This is a genomic window from Pseudomonas sp. ADAK7, assembly GCF_012935675.1.
GTDB lineage: Bacteria > Pseudomonadota > Gammaproteobacteria > Pseudomonadales > Pseudomonadaceae > Aquipseudomonas.
Map to the genome: position 1 here is coordinate 3814196 of NZ_CP052861.1, position 18215 is coordinate 3832410.

An 18215-nucleotide genomic window follows, 5' to 3' on the forward strand; every position below is an offset into this window, starting at 1 on the left:
CCAGACAACGAAAATCCTAAGCCCTGAACTGCCCCAGACTCGCCTTCAACTGCGCCGCCAATCCATCCAGCACTTTGCCGCTGGCCGTGGTTTCCACCACCGCCTGAGCCGCTTTTTCAGCCTGTGCGTGAATGGTTTCCACCCGACCGCGCACCGCTTGCGCGCCTTGGGCCTGATGCGCCGCTGCCTGGGTCGCCAGGCCGATCGCCGCGTGCACCTGCTCGACCGAGACCTGCACCGACTGCTGCAACCGCGCACTGTCGCGCAATACCAGCAAACCTTCACTGGCCTGACGCCCGGCCTGACCGATCGCCGCCACCGCCTCACGCGCGCCTTGCTGCAAGGCCACGATATGCGCCTGGATATCGCCGGTAGAGCTTTGCGTCTTGCTCGCTAGCGCTCGCACTTCATCTGCCACAACGGCGAACCCACGACCGGTCTCACCCGCCCGCGCCGCCTCGATAGCGGCGTTCAGCGCCAGCAGGTTGGTTTGCTCGGCGATCCCGTGAATCACTGTCAGCACCACTTCAATCTGTTCACTTTGCTGCGCCAGGCGTTCGATGACTTTCGCGCCAGTGTCGACCTGCCCGGCCAGCGCCTCGATCAGGCTGCCGACCTTGGCCGAAGTCCGGGTGTTCTCATCGGTGGCCGAACGGATATCTACCACCTGCTGCAAGGCTGCCTGCATCGCATGGCTTTCCGACTGTGCCTCATCGGCCATTTGCGACAACGCGCGCAGGCTCTCGGCGACTTCATCACGCTGCATGCCTGCCGCTTTATCGGCCCCGGCATTGCGCAAGGTCATGGCACCGATTTCCACGCCGGTACGCTGGGCCACGTCGCCCGCTTCGCGCACGATCGGCTGCAACTTATCCACAAAGCGATTGACCGCCGAGGCCATGTCGCCGATTTCGTCCTTGCTGTTGATCTGCACACGCTTGGTCAGGTCACCCTCACCCGCCGCCAGATCATCCATGGCCGCAATCAGCAGCTTCAGGCGATTGACCACGCGACGACCCAGCACCACGGCCAACAAAAGCAACACGCCGAAACCGACCACCGCCAGGCCCATGCCGATGCGCCAGCGCAAGGTGCCCGCCGCTTCCTGCACGGTACTGGTGGTATTGGCCTGCATTTGAGAAGCCGTGGACTGCGCCGACTTCAGGCGCGCGCCCATTGCTGCTGCGCTGTCAGCGGCTGCGCCTTTGAGGCTGTCGCCGACCAGTTGATCACTGCTGGCGATCAACGCCGAGAAGCGCTTGTCGAGGGCCGCCAGATCGACTTCCACGGACGCGGTGGAGACGCCCATCAAGACCTTGCCGATTTCCACGCCATTGGGGCTGATTGAGGCTTCGAGGTAGTAGACCGATGGATCGTTCTTCGCCGCATCCAGCACTTTGTCCAATGCGCGCTCGCCCTGGCCTTTCTCCAGCAGCGCTTTGTTGATCGGGTTCTCGCGATTCAAATAGCGCGTCAGGTGCTGGCCGGTGGCGTCGTCGTAAATCACGAACAGCACGTTTGGATTGCGCTGGGCCCGGCGGGCGAATTCGGACAGGGTAGGCACGTCGCTGTCCCACATGGCGCGGGGTGCGACCGAGGCCAGGAGCTGAGCCATGTCATTGGCAGAGTCCTTCAGGTCTTTTTCCAAAGTCGTACGTAACTGCGCCTGTTCGTCCTTCAGACGTGAGGACAAACCGGCAGTGAGTCGCTGACGGGTGTTGGTTGACAGACTGTCCAGGCTCGACGTGACTTCACGCCCCGCCTGCTCCAGTTCACCAGACAGCTTTTGACTGTCAGCCCCCAAGCGCACGCCGAGATCGGCTTCCAGCGCAGTGACCGTGCTCCGAGTCAGGGCGACGGCAACCAGCACTTGCACCAAAAGGGCGATACCAAGGGTAACGAACACAGGCCGCAGAAGACGGCTTTGTAACAGTGAGAGAATGGCTGACACTTAAAATCCCTCTGCTTGGCGCCATTAAATTGATGGCGCACTGGAAGCGATGCTTTTAATCAACATCACAGCAAAGGTCGTGCCGTCCGACAGACAGATACGACAAAGGCCCCAAATGAGGGGCCTTTGTGTTTTATATCAACGACTTATTAAGCGAACGGATGGCGCAGAACGATGGTTTCGTTGCGGTCCGGGCCCGTCGAAATAATGTCAATCGGCGCACCGACCAACTCTTCAACGCGTTTGATGTAGTTGCGAGCGGCTTGCGGCAGCTCTTCCAGGGTCTTGGCACCGACGGTGGATTCGGTCCAGCCTGGCATCTCTTCGTACACTGGCTCGAGGCCGATGTAGCTGTCGGCGTCGGTCGGTGCGTCGATCACTGCACCATCCTGGTTCTTGTAGCCGACACAGATGTTGATGGTTTCCAGGCCGTCCAGCACGTCCAGCTTGGTCAGGCACAGGCCCGAGATGCTGTTGACGTCGATAGCGCGACGCAGGATGACGGCATCGAACCAGCCGCAACGACGGGCACGACCGGTGGTAGCGCCGAACTCGTGGCCACGCTTGGCCAGGAAGGCACCAACGTCGTCGAACAATTCAGTCGGGAACGGGCCCGACCCAACGCGAGTGGTGTAGGCCTTGGTGATGCCGAGGATGTAATCCAGGTACATCGGACCGAAACCCGAACCGGTGGCGATGCCGCCCGCGGTGGTGTTGGAGCTGGTGACGTACGGGTAGGTACCGTGGTCGATGTCCAGCAGGGAGCCTTGGGCGCCTTCGAACATGATGTCTTTGCCAGCGCGACGCAGCTCGTGCAGCTCAGCGGTGACGTCGAGCATCATCGGCTTGAGCAGCTCGGCGTATTCCATGCACTCGTCGAGTGTCTTCTGGAAGTCGATCGCTGGCTCTTTGTAGTAATTGACCAGGACGAAGTTGTGGTAATCCAGCAACTCGCCCAGCTTGGCGGCGAAACGCTCACGATGGAACAGGTCACCGATGCGCAGGCCGCGACGGGCAACTTTATCTTCGTAAGCCGGGCCGATGCCGCGACCGGTCGTACCGATCTTCAGCTCGCCACGGGCCTTTTCACGTGCCTGGTCCAGCGCGACGTGATAGGACAGGATCAGCGGGCAGGACGGGCTGATACGCAGGCGCTCGCGCACCGGTACGCCTTTCTCTTCCAGCTTGATGATCTCGCGCAGCAGAGCGTCCGGTGCAACCACCACGCCGTTGCCGATCAGGCACTGCACGCCTTCGCGCAGCACGCCCGACGGGATCAGGTGCAAGACGGTTTTCTCGCCGTCGATCACCAGGGTGTGACCCGCGTTGTGGCCACCTTGGTAGCGCACTACGGCGGCAGCATGTTCGGTCAGCAGATCAACGATCTTGCCTTTGCCCTCATCACCCCATTGGGTGCCCAGGACTACGACATTCTTACCCATAACACTTGTCCTCATTCGCGCAAACTTGGTGCCGGCAGCCGCCGGCAGGAAAACTCAAGAAGCCAGCGGCAATACTTGCCAAAGCCCGTTCTGCTGAATCAATTGCCGGTCGCAGTCCGCTTCACGGGCGGCGGCCAATGGTTGCCCAGGCAACGCCTGAACGACACGCTGACCCTCACTGCGCAACTGGCAAACCTGCTGCCAGAGTGCCGCATCCGTACTGTCAGGCATCCAGATACCGCCAGACGGTAACTCGATCTCAGCACGCCCCAGGGTCACCAGGGTTTTCAAATCGGTGGAGAAGCCGGTTGCCGGACGGGCACGACCGAAGTCGGCGCCGATGTCGTCGTAACGACCGCCCTGGGCAATGGACTGGCCAACACCCGGCACGAACACGGCGAACACCACACCGGTGTGGTAGTGGTAGCCGCGCAATTCGCCCAAGTCGAAGTAAAGCGGTAATTCCGGGAAACGCGTAGACAGACGATCGGCGATGGCCAGCAAGTCTTCCAGCGCCGCCAGTACCGGTGCCGGCGCATTGGCCAGACGCTCACGGGCAGCGCTCAATACTTCACGGCCGCCACACAGATCGACCAGCGCGCGCAGCATGCCCGACAGCTCGGCAGGCAGACCTTCGGTCAAGGTAATGACCTCGTCGATGGCCTTGCGTTGCAAGGCGTCGAACAATTGTTGTTCGGTTTCACCGGACAAACCGGCCGCACGGGCCAGGCCACGGTAGATACCAACATGACCGAGGTCCATGTGCACGTCCGGCACATCGGCCAGTTGCAGCATGGCCAGCATCAGGCTGATGACTTCCACGTCGCTGCTCGGGCTGGCATCGCCGTACAACTCGGCGCCCAACTGAATCGGGCTGCGCGAAGACGACAAGGCCCGCGGCTGCGCATGCAGCACGCTGCCGGCGTAGCACAGGCGGCTCGGACCTTCGCGACGCAGGGTGTGCGCATCGATGCGCGCCACTTGCGGCGTGATGTCGGCACGGAAACCCATCTGCCGGCCCGATTGCGGGTCGATGACCTTGAAGGTACGCAGATCCAGGTCCTGGCCCGCGCCGGTCAGCAGGGATTCCAGGTACTCGATATGGGGAGTCACGACAAACTCGTAACCCCAGCTCTGGAACAGATCCAACACCTGGCGACGCGCGACTTCAATGCGCGCCGCTTCTGGTGGCAGTACTTCTTCGATGCCATCTGGCAGCAGCCAGCGGTCTACCGTTGCCATTACGCCATTCCCCTATGATCCGGGCGGCCAGCCGTTGGGCGAGCCTTGAGTGAAGCAGAAAATGATCGGCCCATGTGCAAACAACGCGCATGAACGACGTGGCGAAAAGCCTGAAATCGGCTTCGCCAACCACTTTCCTCGAAAAACCTGTCGAGTCATTCAACTCGGGCGCCCACTAAAAACCACAATCAAACGTGCAGACGCAAAAAAGCCGGGAATTTCCCGGCTGCCGCATCATACACACGTTTTCCCAAAGGATCACCCCGCCCGAGGTTTTAGCCGCCAGGCGGGGGATGATTCAGGTCAACGCGGTATCAAGGCTTGGCTTTTTCCAGGTAACGGAAGAAGTCGCTGCTTGGGTCCAGGACCATGACGTCGGTTTTGTTCGCGAAGCTTTCACGGTAGGCACGCAGGCTACGGTAGAACGCGTAGAACTCCTGGTCCTGGCCGTAGGCCTTGGAGTAGATCGCAGCAGCCTGGGCGTCACCGTCACCGCGAACCTCTTCGGATTCACGATAGGCTTCGGCCAGCAACACCCGGCGTTGACGATCGGCGTCGGCACGGATGCCTTCGGCCAGCTCGTTACCCTTGGCGCGGTGCTCGCGAGCTTCACGCTCACGCTCGGTGCTCATACGTTCGAACACGCTGCGGTTTACTTCTTTCGGCAGGTCGATGGCCTTGACCCGAACATCGACAACTTCAATGCCCAGCTCTTTTTCCGCCATCTTGTTCAGCGAAGCGGTGATGTCCGACATCAACGCGTCACGCTCACCGGAAACCACTTCATGCAGGGTGCGCTTACCAAACTGGTCACGCAGACCCGATTCCAGACGACGGGACAGACGCTCGTCGGCAATCTGCTTGAGGCCGGATGTCGCGGTGTAGAAGCGCTCGGCATCTTTGACGCGCCACTTGGCGTAGGCATCGACCATGACGGCTTTCTTTTCCAGCGTCAGGAAGCGTTGTGTCGGTGCATCCAGCGTCATCAGGCGTGCGTCGAATTTGCGCACCTGGTTAACGTAAGGCACTTTCACATGCAGGCCCGGCTGAACATCGGTCTGGACCACACGACCGAATTGCAGCATTACCGCACGCTCGGTCTGACCCACGATGTAGAAGCAGTTCCAGGCTGCGATCGCCACGACGACGCAGACAATAAGGGCGATCAGCGATTTATTGCTCATCAGCGACTCTCCCTGGTACGTGCTTGCTGTTGTTGCAGATCGGCGGCTGCACGGGCATTCGCTTCATTGCTGCTGGCTGCCGCGCCCGTTACCGGTGCGCTGGTGCTGCGGCCACTGTCGATCATCTTGTCCAGCGGCAAGTACAGCAGATTGCTCTGGCCATTCTTGTTGCCGGTCACGAGAACCTTGCTGGTGTTGGTGAAGACTTCCTGCATGGTGTCCAGGTACAGACGCTCACGGGTGACTTCAGGGGCCTTGCGGTATTCGGCGACCAGCTTGGTGAAGCGATCCGCCTCACCCTTGGCGCGCGAGACCGTCTCGTCACGGTAACCGTTGGCATCTTCAAGGATGCGCTGGGCCTGACCACGGGCTTCCGGCACGACCCCGTTGGCGTAGGTTTCAGCCTGGTTGCGCGAACGCTGCTCGTCTTCACGGGCACGGATCACGTCATCGAAGGCTTCCTGGACTTCACGCGGCGCCGCTGCGCTCTGAACGTTGACCTGGGTAACGGTGATGCCGGTGCGATAGGTATCGAGGAAGCGTTGCAGCCGCTCCTTGATTTCGCTGGCCATCAATTCACGACCTTCGGTCAGGACCTGGTCCATGTCGGTGGAACCCACCACATGGCGCAAGGCACTGTCAGTCGCGTGCTGCAGGCTGATTTCCGGCTGGTCGACGTTAAGCACGAAGTCCTGCAGGTTGCTGATCTTGTACTGCACGGTCAGTGGCACTTCGACGATGTTCTCGTCTTCAGTCAGCATCTGGCCCTGCTTGGTATAGGCACGCTCACGCGTGACGTTTTCCATGTACTTTTTATCGATCGGCGGGAAGTAGATGTTCAGGCCCGGGCCGACGGTTTCGTAGTACTTGCCGAAGCGCAGCACCACGGCTTGCTCCTGCTCGTCGACCACGTAGACCGCGCTGTACAGCCAGACGGCAGCGAGCACGACCAGGCCGATGCCGAGCAGGCCGCCGAAGCCGCCACTCTTGCCCGAACCTCCGCCGTCGTCACCGCGTTTTTTACCACCACCGAACAACCCGTTCAGGCTTTCCTGCAGCTTTCGGAAGGCCTCGTCGAGATCCGGTGGTCCCTTGCGGTCGCCGTTATTGCGGCGCTTGCCACCCCAAGGATCCTGATTATTCGAGTTGCCACCCGGCTCATTCCAAGCCATAGCGCTCTCCATCTGATAAAGCAAAGACGCACCCACGGCGCGCCGACCAATGCTACAGAATGCCTGTCACCACGGCACAACCGCTTTCTCAGGCTTTTATTGCAAAGTGTGTTGCTCGAGGAAGTCCATCGGTTGCAGGCCTTCGCGGCTTACCAGTCGATTCAACTCGACCCGAGGCAAGCGGACGGCCAGCAGGCTGATGCCTTCTTCGTCGTGTTCTTCTTTCTGTACCGCACCGAGTTCGAAAAACTGCGCACGCAGTCGAGCAAAACGTTGCGGCAAGCGCAAGGTGCCAACAAACAAATCACCGCCCAGCAACTCGGCAATGGCTTGCTCAAGCAATTCCAGACCACTGCCATCACGCGCCGACAGCCAGACCCGTTGGGGCTTGCCGTTTTCGTCACGCTGGATTTGTGGCTCAACGCCTTCAAGCAAATCGAGTTTGTTATAGACCTCGAGTATCGGCAAGTCCTGAGCTCCGATCTCGCCCAGCACCACCATCACCTGCTCGATCTGCAACATGCGATCCGGTTCGGCCGCATCGATCACGTGCAACAGCAGGTCGGAGTTGCTCGACTCTTCGAGCGTAGACCGAAATGCCTCGACCAGTTTGTGAGGCAAGTGGCGGATAAAGCCCACCGTGTCGGCCAGGACAATCGGCCCCAGGTCGTCCAGTTCCAGACGGCGCAAGGTCGGGTCCAGCGTGGCAAACAATTGGTCAGCCGCGTACACGTCGGATTTCGTCACGTTATTGAAGAGCGTGGATTTGCCGGCGTTGGTATAGCCCACCAGGGACACGGTAGGAATATCCGCACGCGAACGACCGCGTCGCGACTGTTCGCGCTGACTGCGCACTTTTTCCAGGCGGCCCTTGATCTGTCGCAGGCGAACCCGCAGCAAACGGCGGTCGGTTTCCAGCTGGGTTTCACCCGGGCCACGCATACCGATACCACCACCCTGACGCTCAAGGTGAGTCCAGCCACGAACCAGCCGGGTGCTCATGTGGTCAAGCTGGGCCAGTTCGACCTGGAGCTTGCCTTCATGGGTACGGGCGCGTTGGGCGAAAATATCGAGAATCAGACCGGTACGGTCGATCACGCGACACTCGAAAACACGTTCGAGGTTACGTTCCTGACTGGGCGTGAGGATGTGATTGAAGATGACCAGATCAGCCTCTTCGGCATGGACCAGGTCGCGCAGCTCCTCGACCTTGCCGCTGCCAATCAGGAATTTGGCAGTTGGCCGATGACGCGGCACGTTAAAAAACGCAACGGTCTCGGCGCCGGCCGAATTAGCCAATTCCTGAAACTCCTGCGGATCTTCGCGCGCCTCAGGGTCCTGTCCATCCAAGTGAACGAGGATCACTCGTTCACCACCACCGTGGCGCTCAAAGAACAAAGGAGACTCCTATCAGGCGTTACCTGGCTCAGCGTCACCCGCTTCGGATTCGGTTGCGCTAGGCAGACGAATTGGACGAACCGGTACCACTGTCGAGATAGCGTGCTTGTAAACCATCTGGCTAACGGTGTTTTTCAGCAGGATAACGAACTGGTCGAAAGACTCGATCGTGCCTTGCAGTTTGATCCCGTTGACCAGGTAGATGGACACCCCAACTTTCTCTTTACGTAAAGTATTCAAGTAAGGGTCTTGTAGCGAATGCCCTTTTGACATGTGCCGCACTCCTTTAAGGATTCAATATAAAAAATAGGTAAACAGATGGCTTGGGCCGTCACACCCCCAAGGATAGACGGCAATTGCAAGGACTCAGCTCAATATGGAGATGGTCCCGAGGTATTTCAAGGCGCGCGGCAGATTGTCGCAATCGAGGCTGTCCAGCCAATGCAAATCAGCCCAACTGCGCAGCCAGGTGAACTGGCGCTTTGCCAATTGGCGCGTGGCTATGATTCCACGTTCCTGCATCTCGGCTTGCGTCAGCTTGCCATCCAGGTAGTCCCAGACTTGTCGGTACCCTACAGCGCGTATGGACGGCAACCCTGAATGCAGGTCACTTCTCATACGCAGGGCTACGACCTCGTCGATGAATCCCTGTTCCAACATATTTGTGAATCTTTGTTTAATACGCTCGTGCAGTACCTGGCGATTTGCCGGAGCGATGGCCAAGTTCGCGACAGTATAGGGCAATTGTTGCAGTCCCGAAGCGGCTGCTTCAGTACTTTGCGCAGATTGTCGCAGGCGCAGCTCGGTCATGCTCTGACCGCTCACGCGATAAACTTCCAGCGCTCGACTGAGGCGCTGGGGATCGTTCGGGTGAATTCGCGCCGCCGAGACCGGATCAATTACCGCCAATTGTTCGTGCAGGGCTTGCCAGCCAAGGCGTGCAGCCTCTTCTTCGATTTGCGCGCGAACCTCGGGATCGGCCGCCGGCATTTCTGCCAGTCCTTCGACCAAAGCCTTGTAGTAGAGCATCGTGCCGCCTACAAGCAGCGGAATTTTTCCCCGCGAAGTGATCTCGGCCATCGCCTCGAGAGCATCTCGACGGAAATCCGCAGCCGAATAGCTCTCCGCCGGGTCGAGAATATCGATCAAGCGGTGCGGAAACTCAGCCAGTATCTCTTTGGAAGGCTTGGCAGTGCCGATGTCCATGCCACGATAGACCAGCGCCGAATCGACACTGATCAGCTCGCACGGCAGGACTTTGGTCAGTTCGATGGCCAGGTCGGTCTTGCCCGCAGCGGTCGGGCCCATCAGGAAAATCGCTGGAGGGAGCTGGCTCATCAACGACCGCGCAAGAACAGTTTGTCCAGGTCGTCCAGGCCCAATTGGGTCCAGGTCGGCCGGCCATGGTTGCATTGACCGCTGCGTTCGGTGTTTTCCATGTCCCGCAGCAGGCCGTTCATTTCCGGGATTGCCAGGCGCCGATTGGCACGGATCGCGCCGTGGCAGGCCATGGTGCCGAGCAGTTCGTTGAGGTGCGCCTGGATCCGGTCGCTGGTGCCGTACTCCATCAGATCCGCCAATACGTCACTGACCAGGCGATTGGCTTCCGCCTGCTTGAGCAACGCCGGGATCTGGCGGATCGCCAGGGTTTCCGGGCCTAGACGCTGCAATTCAAAACCCAGGCGCTGGAACCACGCGACGTTCTCTTCGGCGCAATCGGCTTCGCGCTGGCTCACCGCCAGGGATTCCGGCACCAGCAGCGGCTGGCCGCTCAGGCCTTCGCTGGCCATGGCGATCTTCAGGCGTTCGTACATGATCCGCTCGTGAGCGGCGTGCATGTCCACCAGCACCAGGCCTTGGGCGTTTTCCGAAAGGATATAGATGCCTTTGAGCTGCGCCAGCGCGTAACCCAATGGCGGAATGTCGTCCTGCCCGGCCGGCAACGCGACCGCGTTAGCCTCGGGCAATGGCGCGAAAAACTCGCGATACGCCGCTTGGGCTTCCGCCACCGGCACCCCGGATTGCGGTTTTGGCGTGTACTGATACTGATAACCGGCGCCAGCGCCCGAGCCTGCCGCCGTATTAAAGGTCGGCTGCGCCTGAGGCTGTTCCAGCAAGGCATTGGCCGCGAGGCGCATTTCACCCTGCGGACCGAACTCGCCGGCATCGATGCCGGAAGGTCGAACGATGGCGGTCGCCACGGGTGCCGCCAGATGGTCTTCCGGCCGCACATCGCCCAAGGCGCGGTGCAAGGTGCCGTAGAGGAAATCGTGGACCATGCGCCCGTCGCGGAAACGCACTTCGTGTTTGGTCGGGTGCACGTTGACGTCGACGCCCGCCGGATCGACTTCGAAAAACAGCACGAAGGTCGGATGCCGGCCATTGAACAGCACGTCGCGATACGCCTGGCGCACTGCGTGGGCCACCAGTTTGTCGCGCACCGCACGGCCATTCACAAAGAAGTACTGCAAGTCAGCCTGGCTGCGGTTGAACGTCGGCAAGCCAACCCAACCCCACAAATGCAGGCCGTTGCGCTCGATTTCGATCGGCAGCGCCTGCTCCAGGAAGCCCGAACCGCAGATCGCCGCCACACGCCGGGCGCGGGCCGCGTCGTCATGGGCTTCGTGCAGGCTGAGGATGGTCTTGCCGTTGTGGCGCAAATGGAACGCCACGTCGAAGCGCGCCAGGGCCAAGCGCTTGATCACTTCTTGCAGGTGATCGAATTCGGTTTTTTCGGTCTTGAGAAACTTGCGCCGGGCCGGGGTGTTGAAGAACAAATCGCGCACTTCCACCGAGGTACCGACCGGGTGAGCCGCCGGTTGCACGCGGGGCGCCATGTCCCGGCCTTCGGTTTCGACTTGCCACGCCTGATCGGCCTCTTTGGTGCGAGACGTCAGGGTCAGGCGCGCCACGGAGCTGATCGACGCCAGGGCCTCACCGCGAAACCCGAGGCTCATCACCTGCTCGAGGTCTTCAAGGTTGCGAATCTTGCTGGTGGCGTGTCGCGCCAGGGCCAGCGGCAGGTCATCGGCGGAAATGCCGCTGCCATCGTCGCGCACCCGCAGCAGCTTGACGCCGCCCTGCTCCACGTCGACATCAATACGCTTGGCGCCGGAGTCGAGGCTGTTTTCCAGCAACTCCTTGATCACCGATGCAGGACGCTCAACCACCTCACCGGCGGCAATCTGGTTCGCCAGGCGTGGGCTGAGCAGCTCGATACGAGCGGTATGGGTCAGCGCCTGGTTCATTCTTTGGCCGCCAGTTCAGTGCCGGGAATGGTCAGGGTCTGACCGATTTTCAGCTCATCGCTTTTCAGGTTGTTGGCGCTGCGCAGGGTCGCCGGGGACACCTGGTAACGCACGGCAATCATCGCCAGCGTTTCGCCCGGGCTGACGCGATGGTCACGCGGGCCCTGGACAATCTTCCCGGAATCGCGCAGCCAGGCAATGTAGGTGCCCGGTGGCGGGTTCTGCTGGAAGAACTGACGCACACCGGCGCTGATGGAACGCGCGAGTGCCTGCTGGTGGCTCGCGCCAGACAACTTGTTCGCTTCATTGGCGTTGGAGATAAAGCCGGTTTCCACCAGGATCGATGGGATGTCCGGCGATTTCAGCACCATGAATCCGGCCTGCTCCACCCGTTGTTTGTGCAACGGCGTGACGCGGCTGATGTTGCTAAGGACTTTTTGGCCGACGTTCAAGCTGGACGTCAGGGACGCGGTCATCGACAGGTCGAGCAACACGCCCGCGAGCATGCGGTCCTTGTCGTCGAGGCTGACGCTGCCAGCACCGCCGATCAAGTCGGAACGGTTTTCGCTGTCGGCCAGCCAACGGGCGGTCTCCGAAGTGGCACCGCGATCAGACAAGGCGAACACCGAGGCACCGAAAGCAGCCGCAGAGGGCGCGGCGTCGGCGTGGATCGAGACGAACAGGTCGGCGCCTTTCTTGCGGGCGATTTCAGTACGGCCTCGCAGCGGGATGAAGTAGTCGCCGGTGCGGGTCAGTTCGGCGCGGAAGCCTTTCATGCCGTTGACCTGACGTTGTAATTCACGGGCAATGGCCAGGACCACGTCTTTCTCATGCTGACCGCGCGAGCCTGAGGCGCCTGGGTCTTCGCCGCCGTGACCGGCATCGATCACCACAATAATGTCGCGCTTGCCCGCCGGAGCAGGCGGCAGTTTCACTGGAGGATCGATCGGAGTAACCGGCACCGGGGCCACGGTCGCGACGTTGGTCGGCGCCGGCGGAATAGGGGCGGCAGCTTCGGCGCTATCGAACAGATCGACCACCAGGCGATTGCCGTACTGGGCATTCGGCGCCAGGGTGAAGCTTTTCGGCGTGACGGCTTTTTTCAGGTCGATGACCACCCGCAGGTCGGTCGGCGTGCGCTGGGCCGAACGCATGGCGGTAATCGGGGTGTTGGAGGTGTTGACGTTGAGCGGCGCACCGAGGGACGCGCCGTTGATGTCGATGACCAGCCGATCCGGCGAAGTCAGGGTGAAGACACTGTGCTGCACCGGCCCCGTGAGGTCGAATACTAGCCGAGTGTTATCCGGAGCTCGCCACAGGCGAACGCTGTTGACCTTCGATTCGGCCACAGCGTCGACGGTCACCGCCAAAAACAACAACCCTACGGCAGCTACCATCGCGCGAAAGCGCATACCTGACCCCATCATTTAATTGGTTTCCAATGCCAAAGCGGCACACCAGGACTCGCCGCGCGAGCCTTGGGACAAAATTTTCAGCGAACGCCCGCTGTCTTGCGGGCTAATGGTAATGGTCAGGTCGGGCTTTGGCAAAAAGCCTGCACCCTTCTGGGGCCATTCGATCAAACACATCGCATCGTCATCGAAGTAATCGCGGATGCCGAGGTATTCCAGTTCTTCCGGATCGACCAGTCGATAGAGGTCGAAATGGAAGGCGCGGATGTCGCCGATCTCGTAGGGTTCGACCAGGGTGAAGGTCGGACTTTTTACCGAACCCACATGCCCAAGGCCCCGGATGATGCCCCGGGACAGCGTGGTTTTGCCCGCGCCCAGATCCCCTTCGAGAAAAATCAGACCGTGCCCTTGGGTGGTTTTTGCTATGCGAGCACCGAATGCGGTCATCGCCTCTTCATCAGCCAGGTACAGGGTTACTTCAGACACGGTGCTTGCTCCTCCAACAACTGACGAATGGCCGGGATCAGATCACTGGCCGCCAGCCCACGGCCCGATTTACCTTGTTGCGCGCCGGCATTGGCATGAAGCCAGACCGCCAGGCACGCGGCGTCGAATGCGTTCATGCCTTGGGCGAGCAAGGCGCCGACCAGACCGGCCAGTACATCGCCCAATCCCGCGGTGGCCATCGCCGGATGGCCCTGATGACACACCGCCAGACGCCCATCGGGGCTGGCGACCAGGCTGCCGGCGCCTTTCAGAATAACTACCGCTGTGTATTTTTTGCTCAAAGCGTGAGCGGCGGCGGGACGGTCGGCCTGCACTTCGGCGGTGCTGATACCGAGCAAACGCGCCGCTTCGCCGGGATGCGGGGTGATGATGCAATCGGCGGGTAATTTCACCTGTTCCTCGGCCAGCATGTTCAAGGCGTCGGCGTCCCAGACTTGCGGCAGCGGTGCGTTGGCCGCCACGGACAGCAGACTACGCCCCCAACCGGCCTGACCGAGTCCCGGCCCGACCACCAGCACCGACACTTTTTCCAGCAAGCCCATCAACTGATTGGCCGACGACGCGCCCAGCACCATGGCTTCGGGGATTCTCGCCAGCGCGGCCGGAACGTGTTCGCTGCGCGTCGCCACGGACACCATGCCGGCACCGCTGCGCAGCGCACTTTGCGCACTGAGCAGGATCGCGCCGCCAAATCCGCGATCACCACCGATCAACAGGACGTGGCCGAATTTGCCTTTATGAGAGGTCGGAGGGCGAGCCGCCAGGCGTGGCAAGTTACCGGCCGTCAGACGGCGAGCACTGATCGCGGCGTTTTCAAGCACCTGCGGATCGGCGTGCAGATCGTTGAACACCAGTTCACCAACCACATCCGCCGCATCACCGGTGAACAGTCCCAGCTTCAAACCGATAAACGTCACAGTCAGATCCGCCCGAACGGCCGCACCAAGCAGACGACCGGTATCGGCACTCAGCCCCGACGGAATATCCACCGCTGCGACCGGCAAGCCACTGGCATTGATCGCGGCGATAGCGCTGGCGTAAGGCTCGCGCACTTCACCGGTCAGGCCGGTGCCGAGCAAGGCGTCCAGAACGATGCCGCGCAACTCGGTATTAGCAGTCCAGGCTTCAATCGAGACTTTTTCGGACACGGCTTCGGTATGGGCCAACGCCGCGTCACCCCGCAAACGCTGGGGATCACCGACCGCCAGCACCCGCACTTGCCAGCCGGCACGCTGGGCCAGCACCGCCACGAGATAACCGTCGCCAGCGTTATTGCCATGGCCAGCCAGCACCGTCAATTCGTTAGCTGTCGGCCACTGCCGGACCAGCGCCCGCCACATTGCACGCGCCGCCCGCTGCATCAATTCGAAGCCCGGTGTGCCGGCCGCGATCAGGCTCGCATCGAGCCCTCGCACTTGCGCGGCGCTGTACAGCGCGTCGGGTAAATCATCTTTAGTGTGCGGCATGCGTCTTCGGGCTCCGATGTCTGGCAGAATTATACGCACCTCAGCTCCGGTTTCTCTCGTCTCATGCCCGCTATTACTACAGACCTGCCCGCCCTCGCCCAATCCATCAAGGACTGGGGCCGCGAGCTGGGCTTCCAGCAAGTCGGCATCAGCGGCCTGGACCTCGCCGAGCATGAGCAGCACCTGGAGCGCTGGCTCGCCGCCGGCTACCACGGCGAAATGGAGTACATGGGTGCCCACGGCAGCAAACGCTCGCACCCGGAAGAACTGGTGCCGGGTACTTTGCGTGTAGTGTCGCTGCGCATGGACTACCTGCCCGGCGACACGCAAATGGCGCAATTACTGGCCCAACCGGAAAAAGCCTACGTCTCCCGTTATGCCTTGGGCCGCGATTACCACAAATTGATCCGTAAACGCGTGCAGCAACTCGCAGAAAAAATCCAGTCGGTCATTGGCCCCTTCGGCTACCGCGCTTTCGTTGACAGCGCTCCGGTACTGGAAAAAGCCATCGCCGAGAAGGCTGGCCTTGGCTGGATCGGCAAAAACACCCTGGTCTTGAATCGCAAGGCCGGCAGTTATTTCTTCCTCAGCGAACTGTTTGTCGACCTGCCGCTGCCGGAAGACCCGCCCCACAGCACCGAACATTGCGGCCGCTGCACCGCGTGCCTGGATATTTGCCCGACCAACGCCTTCGTCGGCCCGTATGTGCTGGATGCCCGGCGCTGCATTTCCTACCTGACTATCGAACTGAAAAGCGCGATTCCCGAAGACTTGCGACCGTTGATCGGCAATCGAGTGTTCGGCTGCGATGATTGCCAGATCGTCTGCCCGTGGAACCGCTTCGCCCGTCCATCCGGAGAAAGCGACTTCAAGCCTCGGCACAATCTGGACAATGCCGAGTTGGCCGAGTTGTTCATGTGGGATGAAGACAAGTTTCTCAGCAGTACCGAGGGTTCACCGCTGCGCCGCGCCGGTTATGAGCGCTGGTTGCGCAATCTGGCGGTGGGGTTGGGGAATGCGCCGTCGAGTATCCCGGTGCTGGAGGCGTTGAAGGCGCGCAGGGAATATCCGTCGGAACTGGTGCGTGAACACGTCGAATGGGCACTGAAGCAACACGAACAACGCGCTGACAACGCTGTATCTCCCTTTTAACGGGGCCACTAAATCGGTTCACGTACGTAGATCAACACCAGATGACTTTATCCACTTGGCATTGCGCCCCTTTCCTGTCGACTGAATGAGTCCTTCAGCCTTCAATGAACGCAAAACCATACGCACCGTATCGCGACTCACGCCAGGGCATGCCTCTTCAAGTTCGGTAATTGAAAAAGGCAAAAAGCGCTTCAGCGCCTCCACACGTACTCGATCACTTTTTCCTCCGTGGCGTTTTTCAATCGTGCCTACACGGACCTCAAACTCCTTATAAGCCCGAAGCAGCGCGCCCCAGAAATAGTCGAGCCATGGCTGAACATTATGCAGGCCTTCATGCCAACCTTGGGAGCTGACCTCAAGCGTTTCGTAATAACTTTCTTTTGAGTCCTCGAAGATCCGCTCAAGGCTGATAAAACGTCCAACTCGATAATCAAACTGATAAAGCAGCAGCAATGTGAGCAGACGGGCCACGCGACCATTACCGTCCGAGAAAGGGTGGATACAAAGAAAGTCCAGAATGACGAGAGGAACCAAGACCAGAGGGTCCGCCTGATTCTGATCCAAGGCTTTGCGATATTGAGTAACCATCTCGACCATCGCAATAGGTGTCAGATGCGCCGCGACAGGCCGGAAGCGAATGCGTGAGCTGCCATCAGGATGACGTTCAATGATGTCGTTGTTCGTTGCTTTCCACTCCCCTCCATCCTGTGGCAGATAGCGGTAAAGCATGCTGTGCAACTGTCGAATGACACCTTCGGAAATTGGCATCCCCTCTGCTGCTTCATGAATCAAAGAAAGCGCGTCTCGATAACCTGCAATTTCTTGCTCGGAGCGACTTTTAGGTTCAGCATTTTTGACGACTAGAGATTTCAACCGAGCAGGCGTCACGACAACACCTTCAAGCCGGTTTGATGACTCAGTGGACTCGATGACAGCCAACTGCTTCAGGTCATTGAGAACCTCTGGAGATTGAGCAAGGAATAATTGCTGTTTTCCTCGATATTCTCCAAGAGCCCGCAGTGTTGCGACCTGCGATCCGTTGTAGCGTAGCTTCGAGAGGAAATCAGGGGTGAGTGATTGCATAGGTAGCTTATCTGCTAAATAGGGTAATAAATTATTAATAGGGTAATACAGCAATGGATTACCCTGTTTAAGGCCTTTTTACCCCATTTACACCTAGCAAACCATCCGACTTCTTATGCAGAATATTTCTACCTTGCGCCTATCCAGAGAACATTAGCGCTTAGCTGAAATCAGGCTTCGTCGTTGTAGACGAACTTCGGCATTTCCCAATGAAACCGGATCGCCAGCAACCGCAGCAAAAACCCGCCGAACAAGGTGATCAATATCGCCTGCTCGCCCGGTAATTCCAGATAGATGCAAAGCATGTAGCACCACGCCGCCGCGAACGAAACGCTGGCGTAGAGCTCGCGACGGAAGATCAGCGGGATGTCGTTGCAGAAGATATCTCGGAGGATGCCGCCGAATACCCCGGTGATCACACCGCTGACCGACGCCACCAACATGCCGTGGCCCATTTCCAGCGCGGTCATGCAGCCGATCAATGTGAATGCCACCAGCCCCACGGCGTCGAGCACCAGGAACAGCGAGCGCAGATGCCGCATCCAGCGCGCGGCGAATACCGTGAACATCGCGGCGACCGAGGTCAGGATCAGGTATTCCGGGTGTTTGACCCAGGTCAGCGGGTAGTGGCCGAGCAGCACGTCACGCACCGAACCGCCGCCCAACGCTGTGACGCAGGCGATCAGCACCACGCCAAACCAGTCCATGCCGCGACGGCCGGCAGACAGGGCACCGGTCATGGCTTCGGCGGTAATGGCGATCAGGTAGAGCATCAGCAACATGGCGGCGGCGGTCCTGGCAGGAAGGCGCGCAGTCTAGCCATTTCGCGGCGGCACCAAAAGGGGGCGATCACACAGGAAGACCGAGTCGCCTGCTTCGCGGGCAAGCCTCGCTCCTACAAAAGCAGAGCGACCCCGTACCTGTAGGAGCAAGGCTTGCCCGCGATGGCGCCAGCACA

At 60.0% G+C, this 18215-nt stretch carries 15 protein-coding genes; 1 reads left to right on the forward strand and 14 read right to left on the reverse strand.

The window, feature by feature from the left end:
• Positions 1–16: 16 nt before the first annotated feature.
• The 12 genes from HKK53_RS17625 to HKK53_RS17680 all read right to left on the reverse strand — a co-directional run bounded on the left by HKK53_RS17625 (position 17) and on the right by HKK53_RS17680 (position 15022).
• Complete coding sequence (locus tag HKK53_RS17625) at positions 17–1951, reverse strand: methyl-accepting chemotaxis protein (RefSeq protein WP_169371878.1); 1935 nt, start codon at positions 1949–1951, stop codon at positions 17–19.
• A 149-nt stretch (positions 1952–2100) separates the two neighbouring features.
• The gene (locus HKK53_RS17630; protein ID WP_010464193.1) at positions 2101–3393 is read right to left on the reverse strand and encodes an adenylosuccinate synthase; all 1293 of its coding nucleotides are present in this window, start codon (positions 3391–3393) and stop codon (positions 2101–2103) included.
• Between the two features lie 54 nt (positions 3394–3447).
• Positions 3448–4635: an ATP phosphoribosyltransferase regulatory subunit gene (locus HKK53_RS17635; protein ID WP_169371879.1), complete on the reverse strand. Its 1188-nt coding sequence runs from the start codon at positions 4633–4635 to the stop codon at positions 3448–3450.
• Between the two features lie 314 nt (positions 4636–4949).
• Positions 4950–5819 (reverse strand): protease modulator HflC, encoded by an 870-nt coding sequence (hflC, locus tag HKK53_RS17640; protein WP_169371880.1) that lies wholly within the window; start codon positions 5817–5819, stop codon positions 4950–4952.
• Positions 5819–6991, reverse strand: a complete 1173-nt coding sequence (gene hflK / locus HKK53_RS17645; RefSeq protein WP_169371881.1) for an FtsH protease activity modulator HflK — start codon at positions 6989–6991, stop codon at positions 5819–5821. The genes hflC and hflK overlap by 1 nt, the downstream gene beginning before the upstream one ends.
• Positions 6992–7087: 96 nt before the next feature.
• Positions 7088–8389, reverse strand: coding sequence for a ribosome rescue GTPase HflX (hflX, locus tag HKK53_RS17650; protein WP_169371882.1), 1302 nt, complete (start codon positions 8387–8389; stop codon positions 7088–7090).
• A 12-nt stretch (positions 8390–8401) separates the two neighbouring features.
• Entirely contained in the window at positions 8402–8662 is a 261-nt protein-coding gene (gene hfq, locus HKK53_RS17655) for an RNA chaperone Hfq (RefSeq protein WP_007902656.1), read from the reverse strand.
• 93 nt (positions 8663–8755) lie between these two features.
• Complete coding sequence (miaA, locus tag HKK53_RS17660) at positions 8756–9727, reverse strand: tRNA (adenosine(37)-N6)-dimethylallyltransferase MiaA (RefSeq protein WP_169371883.1); 972 nt, start codon at positions 9725–9727, stop codon at positions 8756–8758.
• Positions 9727–11637 (reverse strand): DNA mismatch repair endonuclease MutL, encoded by a 1911-nt coding sequence (mutL, locus tag HKK53_RS17665; protein WP_169371884.1) that lies wholly within the window; start codon positions 11635–11637, stop codon positions 9727–9729. The genes miaA and mutL overlap by 1 nt, the downstream gene beginning before the upstream one ends.
• Positions 11634–13064: an N-acetylmuramoyl-L-alanine amidase gene (locus HKK53_RS17670; RefSeq protein WP_169371885.1), complete on the reverse strand. Its 1431-nt coding sequence runs from the start codon at positions 13062–13064 to the stop codon at positions 11634–11636. Before HKK53_RS17670 ends, mutL begins: the two co-directional genes overlap by 4 nt.
• Complete coding sequence (gene tsaE / locus HKK53_RS17675) at positions 13065–13535, reverse strand: tRNA (adenosine(37)-N6)-threonylcarbamoyltransferase complex ATPase subunit type 1 TsaE (protein ID WP_169371886.1); 471 nt, start codon at positions 13533–13535, stop codon at positions 13065–13067.
• Positions 13523–15022, reverse strand: coding sequence for an NAD(P)H-hydrate dehydratase (locus HKK53_RS17680; protein ID WP_169371887.1), 1500 nt, complete (start codon positions 15020–15022; stop codon positions 13523–13525). Before HKK53_RS17680 ends, tsaE begins: the two co-directional genes overlap by 13 nt.
• Before the next feature lie 63 nt (positions 15023–15085).
• Between HKK53_RS17680 and queG the strand changes: the two genes are divergently transcribed.
• Positions 15086–16174, forward strand: a complete 1089-nt coding sequence (queG, locus tag HKK53_RS17685) for a tRNA epoxyqueuosine(34) reductase QueG (RefSeq protein WP_169371888.1) — start codon at positions 15086–15088, stop codon at positions 16172–16174.
• A gap of 18 nt (positions 16175–16192) precedes the next feature.
• On the opposite strand, the gene HKK53_RS17690 is transcribed toward queG, so the two are convergent.
• Entirely contained in the window at positions 16193–17257 is a 1065-nt protein-coding gene (locus HKK53_RS17690) for a Fic family protein (RefSeq protein WP_169371889.1), read from the reverse strand.
• A 170-nt stretch (positions 17258–17427) separates the two neighbouring features.
• Positions 17428–18039 carry a trimeric intracellular cation channel family protein gene (locus HKK53_RS17695; protein WP_133839442.1) on the reverse strand — a complete coding sequence of 204 codons (612 nt, stop codon included), beginning with the start codon at positions 18037–18039 and terminating at the stop codon, positions 17428–17430.
• Positions 18040–18215: the final 176 nt, after the last annotated feature.

Excerpts from the sequence above, each read along its gene's own strand:
- HKK53_RS17630 (WP_010464193.1), bottom strand. The coding sequence starts at position 3,393 with ATGGGTAAGAATGTCGTAGTCCTGGGCACCCAATGGGGTGATGAGGGC.
- HKK53_RS17635 (WP_169371879.1), bottom strand. The coding sequence starts at position 4,635 with ATGGCAACGGTAGACCGCTGGCTGCTGCCAGATGGCATCGAAGAAGTA.
- hflC (WP_169371880.1), bottom strand. The coding sequence starts at position 5,819 with ATGAGCAATAAATCGCTGATCGCCCTTATTGTCTGCGTCGTCGTGGCG.
- hflK (WP_169371881.1), bottom strand. The coding sequence starts at position 6,991 with ATGGCTTGGAATGAGCCGGGTGGCAACTCGAATAATCAGGATCCTTGG.
- hfq (WP_007902656.1), bottom strand. The coding sequence starts at position 8,662 with ATGTCAAAAGGGCATTCGCTACAAGACCCTTACTTGAATACTTTACGT.
- miaA (WP_169371883.1), bottom strand. The coding sequence starts at position 9,727 with ATGAGCCAGCTCCCTCCAGCGATTTTCCTGATGGGCCCGACCGCTGCG.
- mutL (WP_169371884.1), bottom strand. The coding sequence starts at position 11,637 with ATGAACCAGGCGCTGACCCATACCGCTCGTATCGAGCTGCTCAGCCCA.
- HKK53_RS17670 (WP_169371885.1), bottom strand. The coding sequence starts at position 13,064 with ATGATGGGGTCAGGTATGCGCTTTCGCGCGATGGTAGCTGCCGTAGGG.
- HKK53_RS17680 (WP_169371887.1), bottom strand. The coding sequence starts at position 15,022 with ATGCCGCACACTAAAGATGATTTACCCGACGCGCTGTACAGCGCCGCG.
- queG (WP_169371888.1), top strand. The coding sequence starts at position 15,086 with ATGCCCGCTATTACTACAGACCTGCCCGCCCTCGCCCAATCCATCAAG.
- HKK53_RS17690 (WP_169371889.1), bottom strand. The coding sequence starts at position 17,257 with ATGCAATCACTCACCCCTGATTTCCTCTCGAAGCTACGCTACAACGGA.
- HKK53_RS17695 (WP_133839442.1), bottom strand. The coding sequence starts at position 18,039 with ATGTTGCTGATGCTCTACCTGATCGCCATTACCGCCGAAGCCATGACC.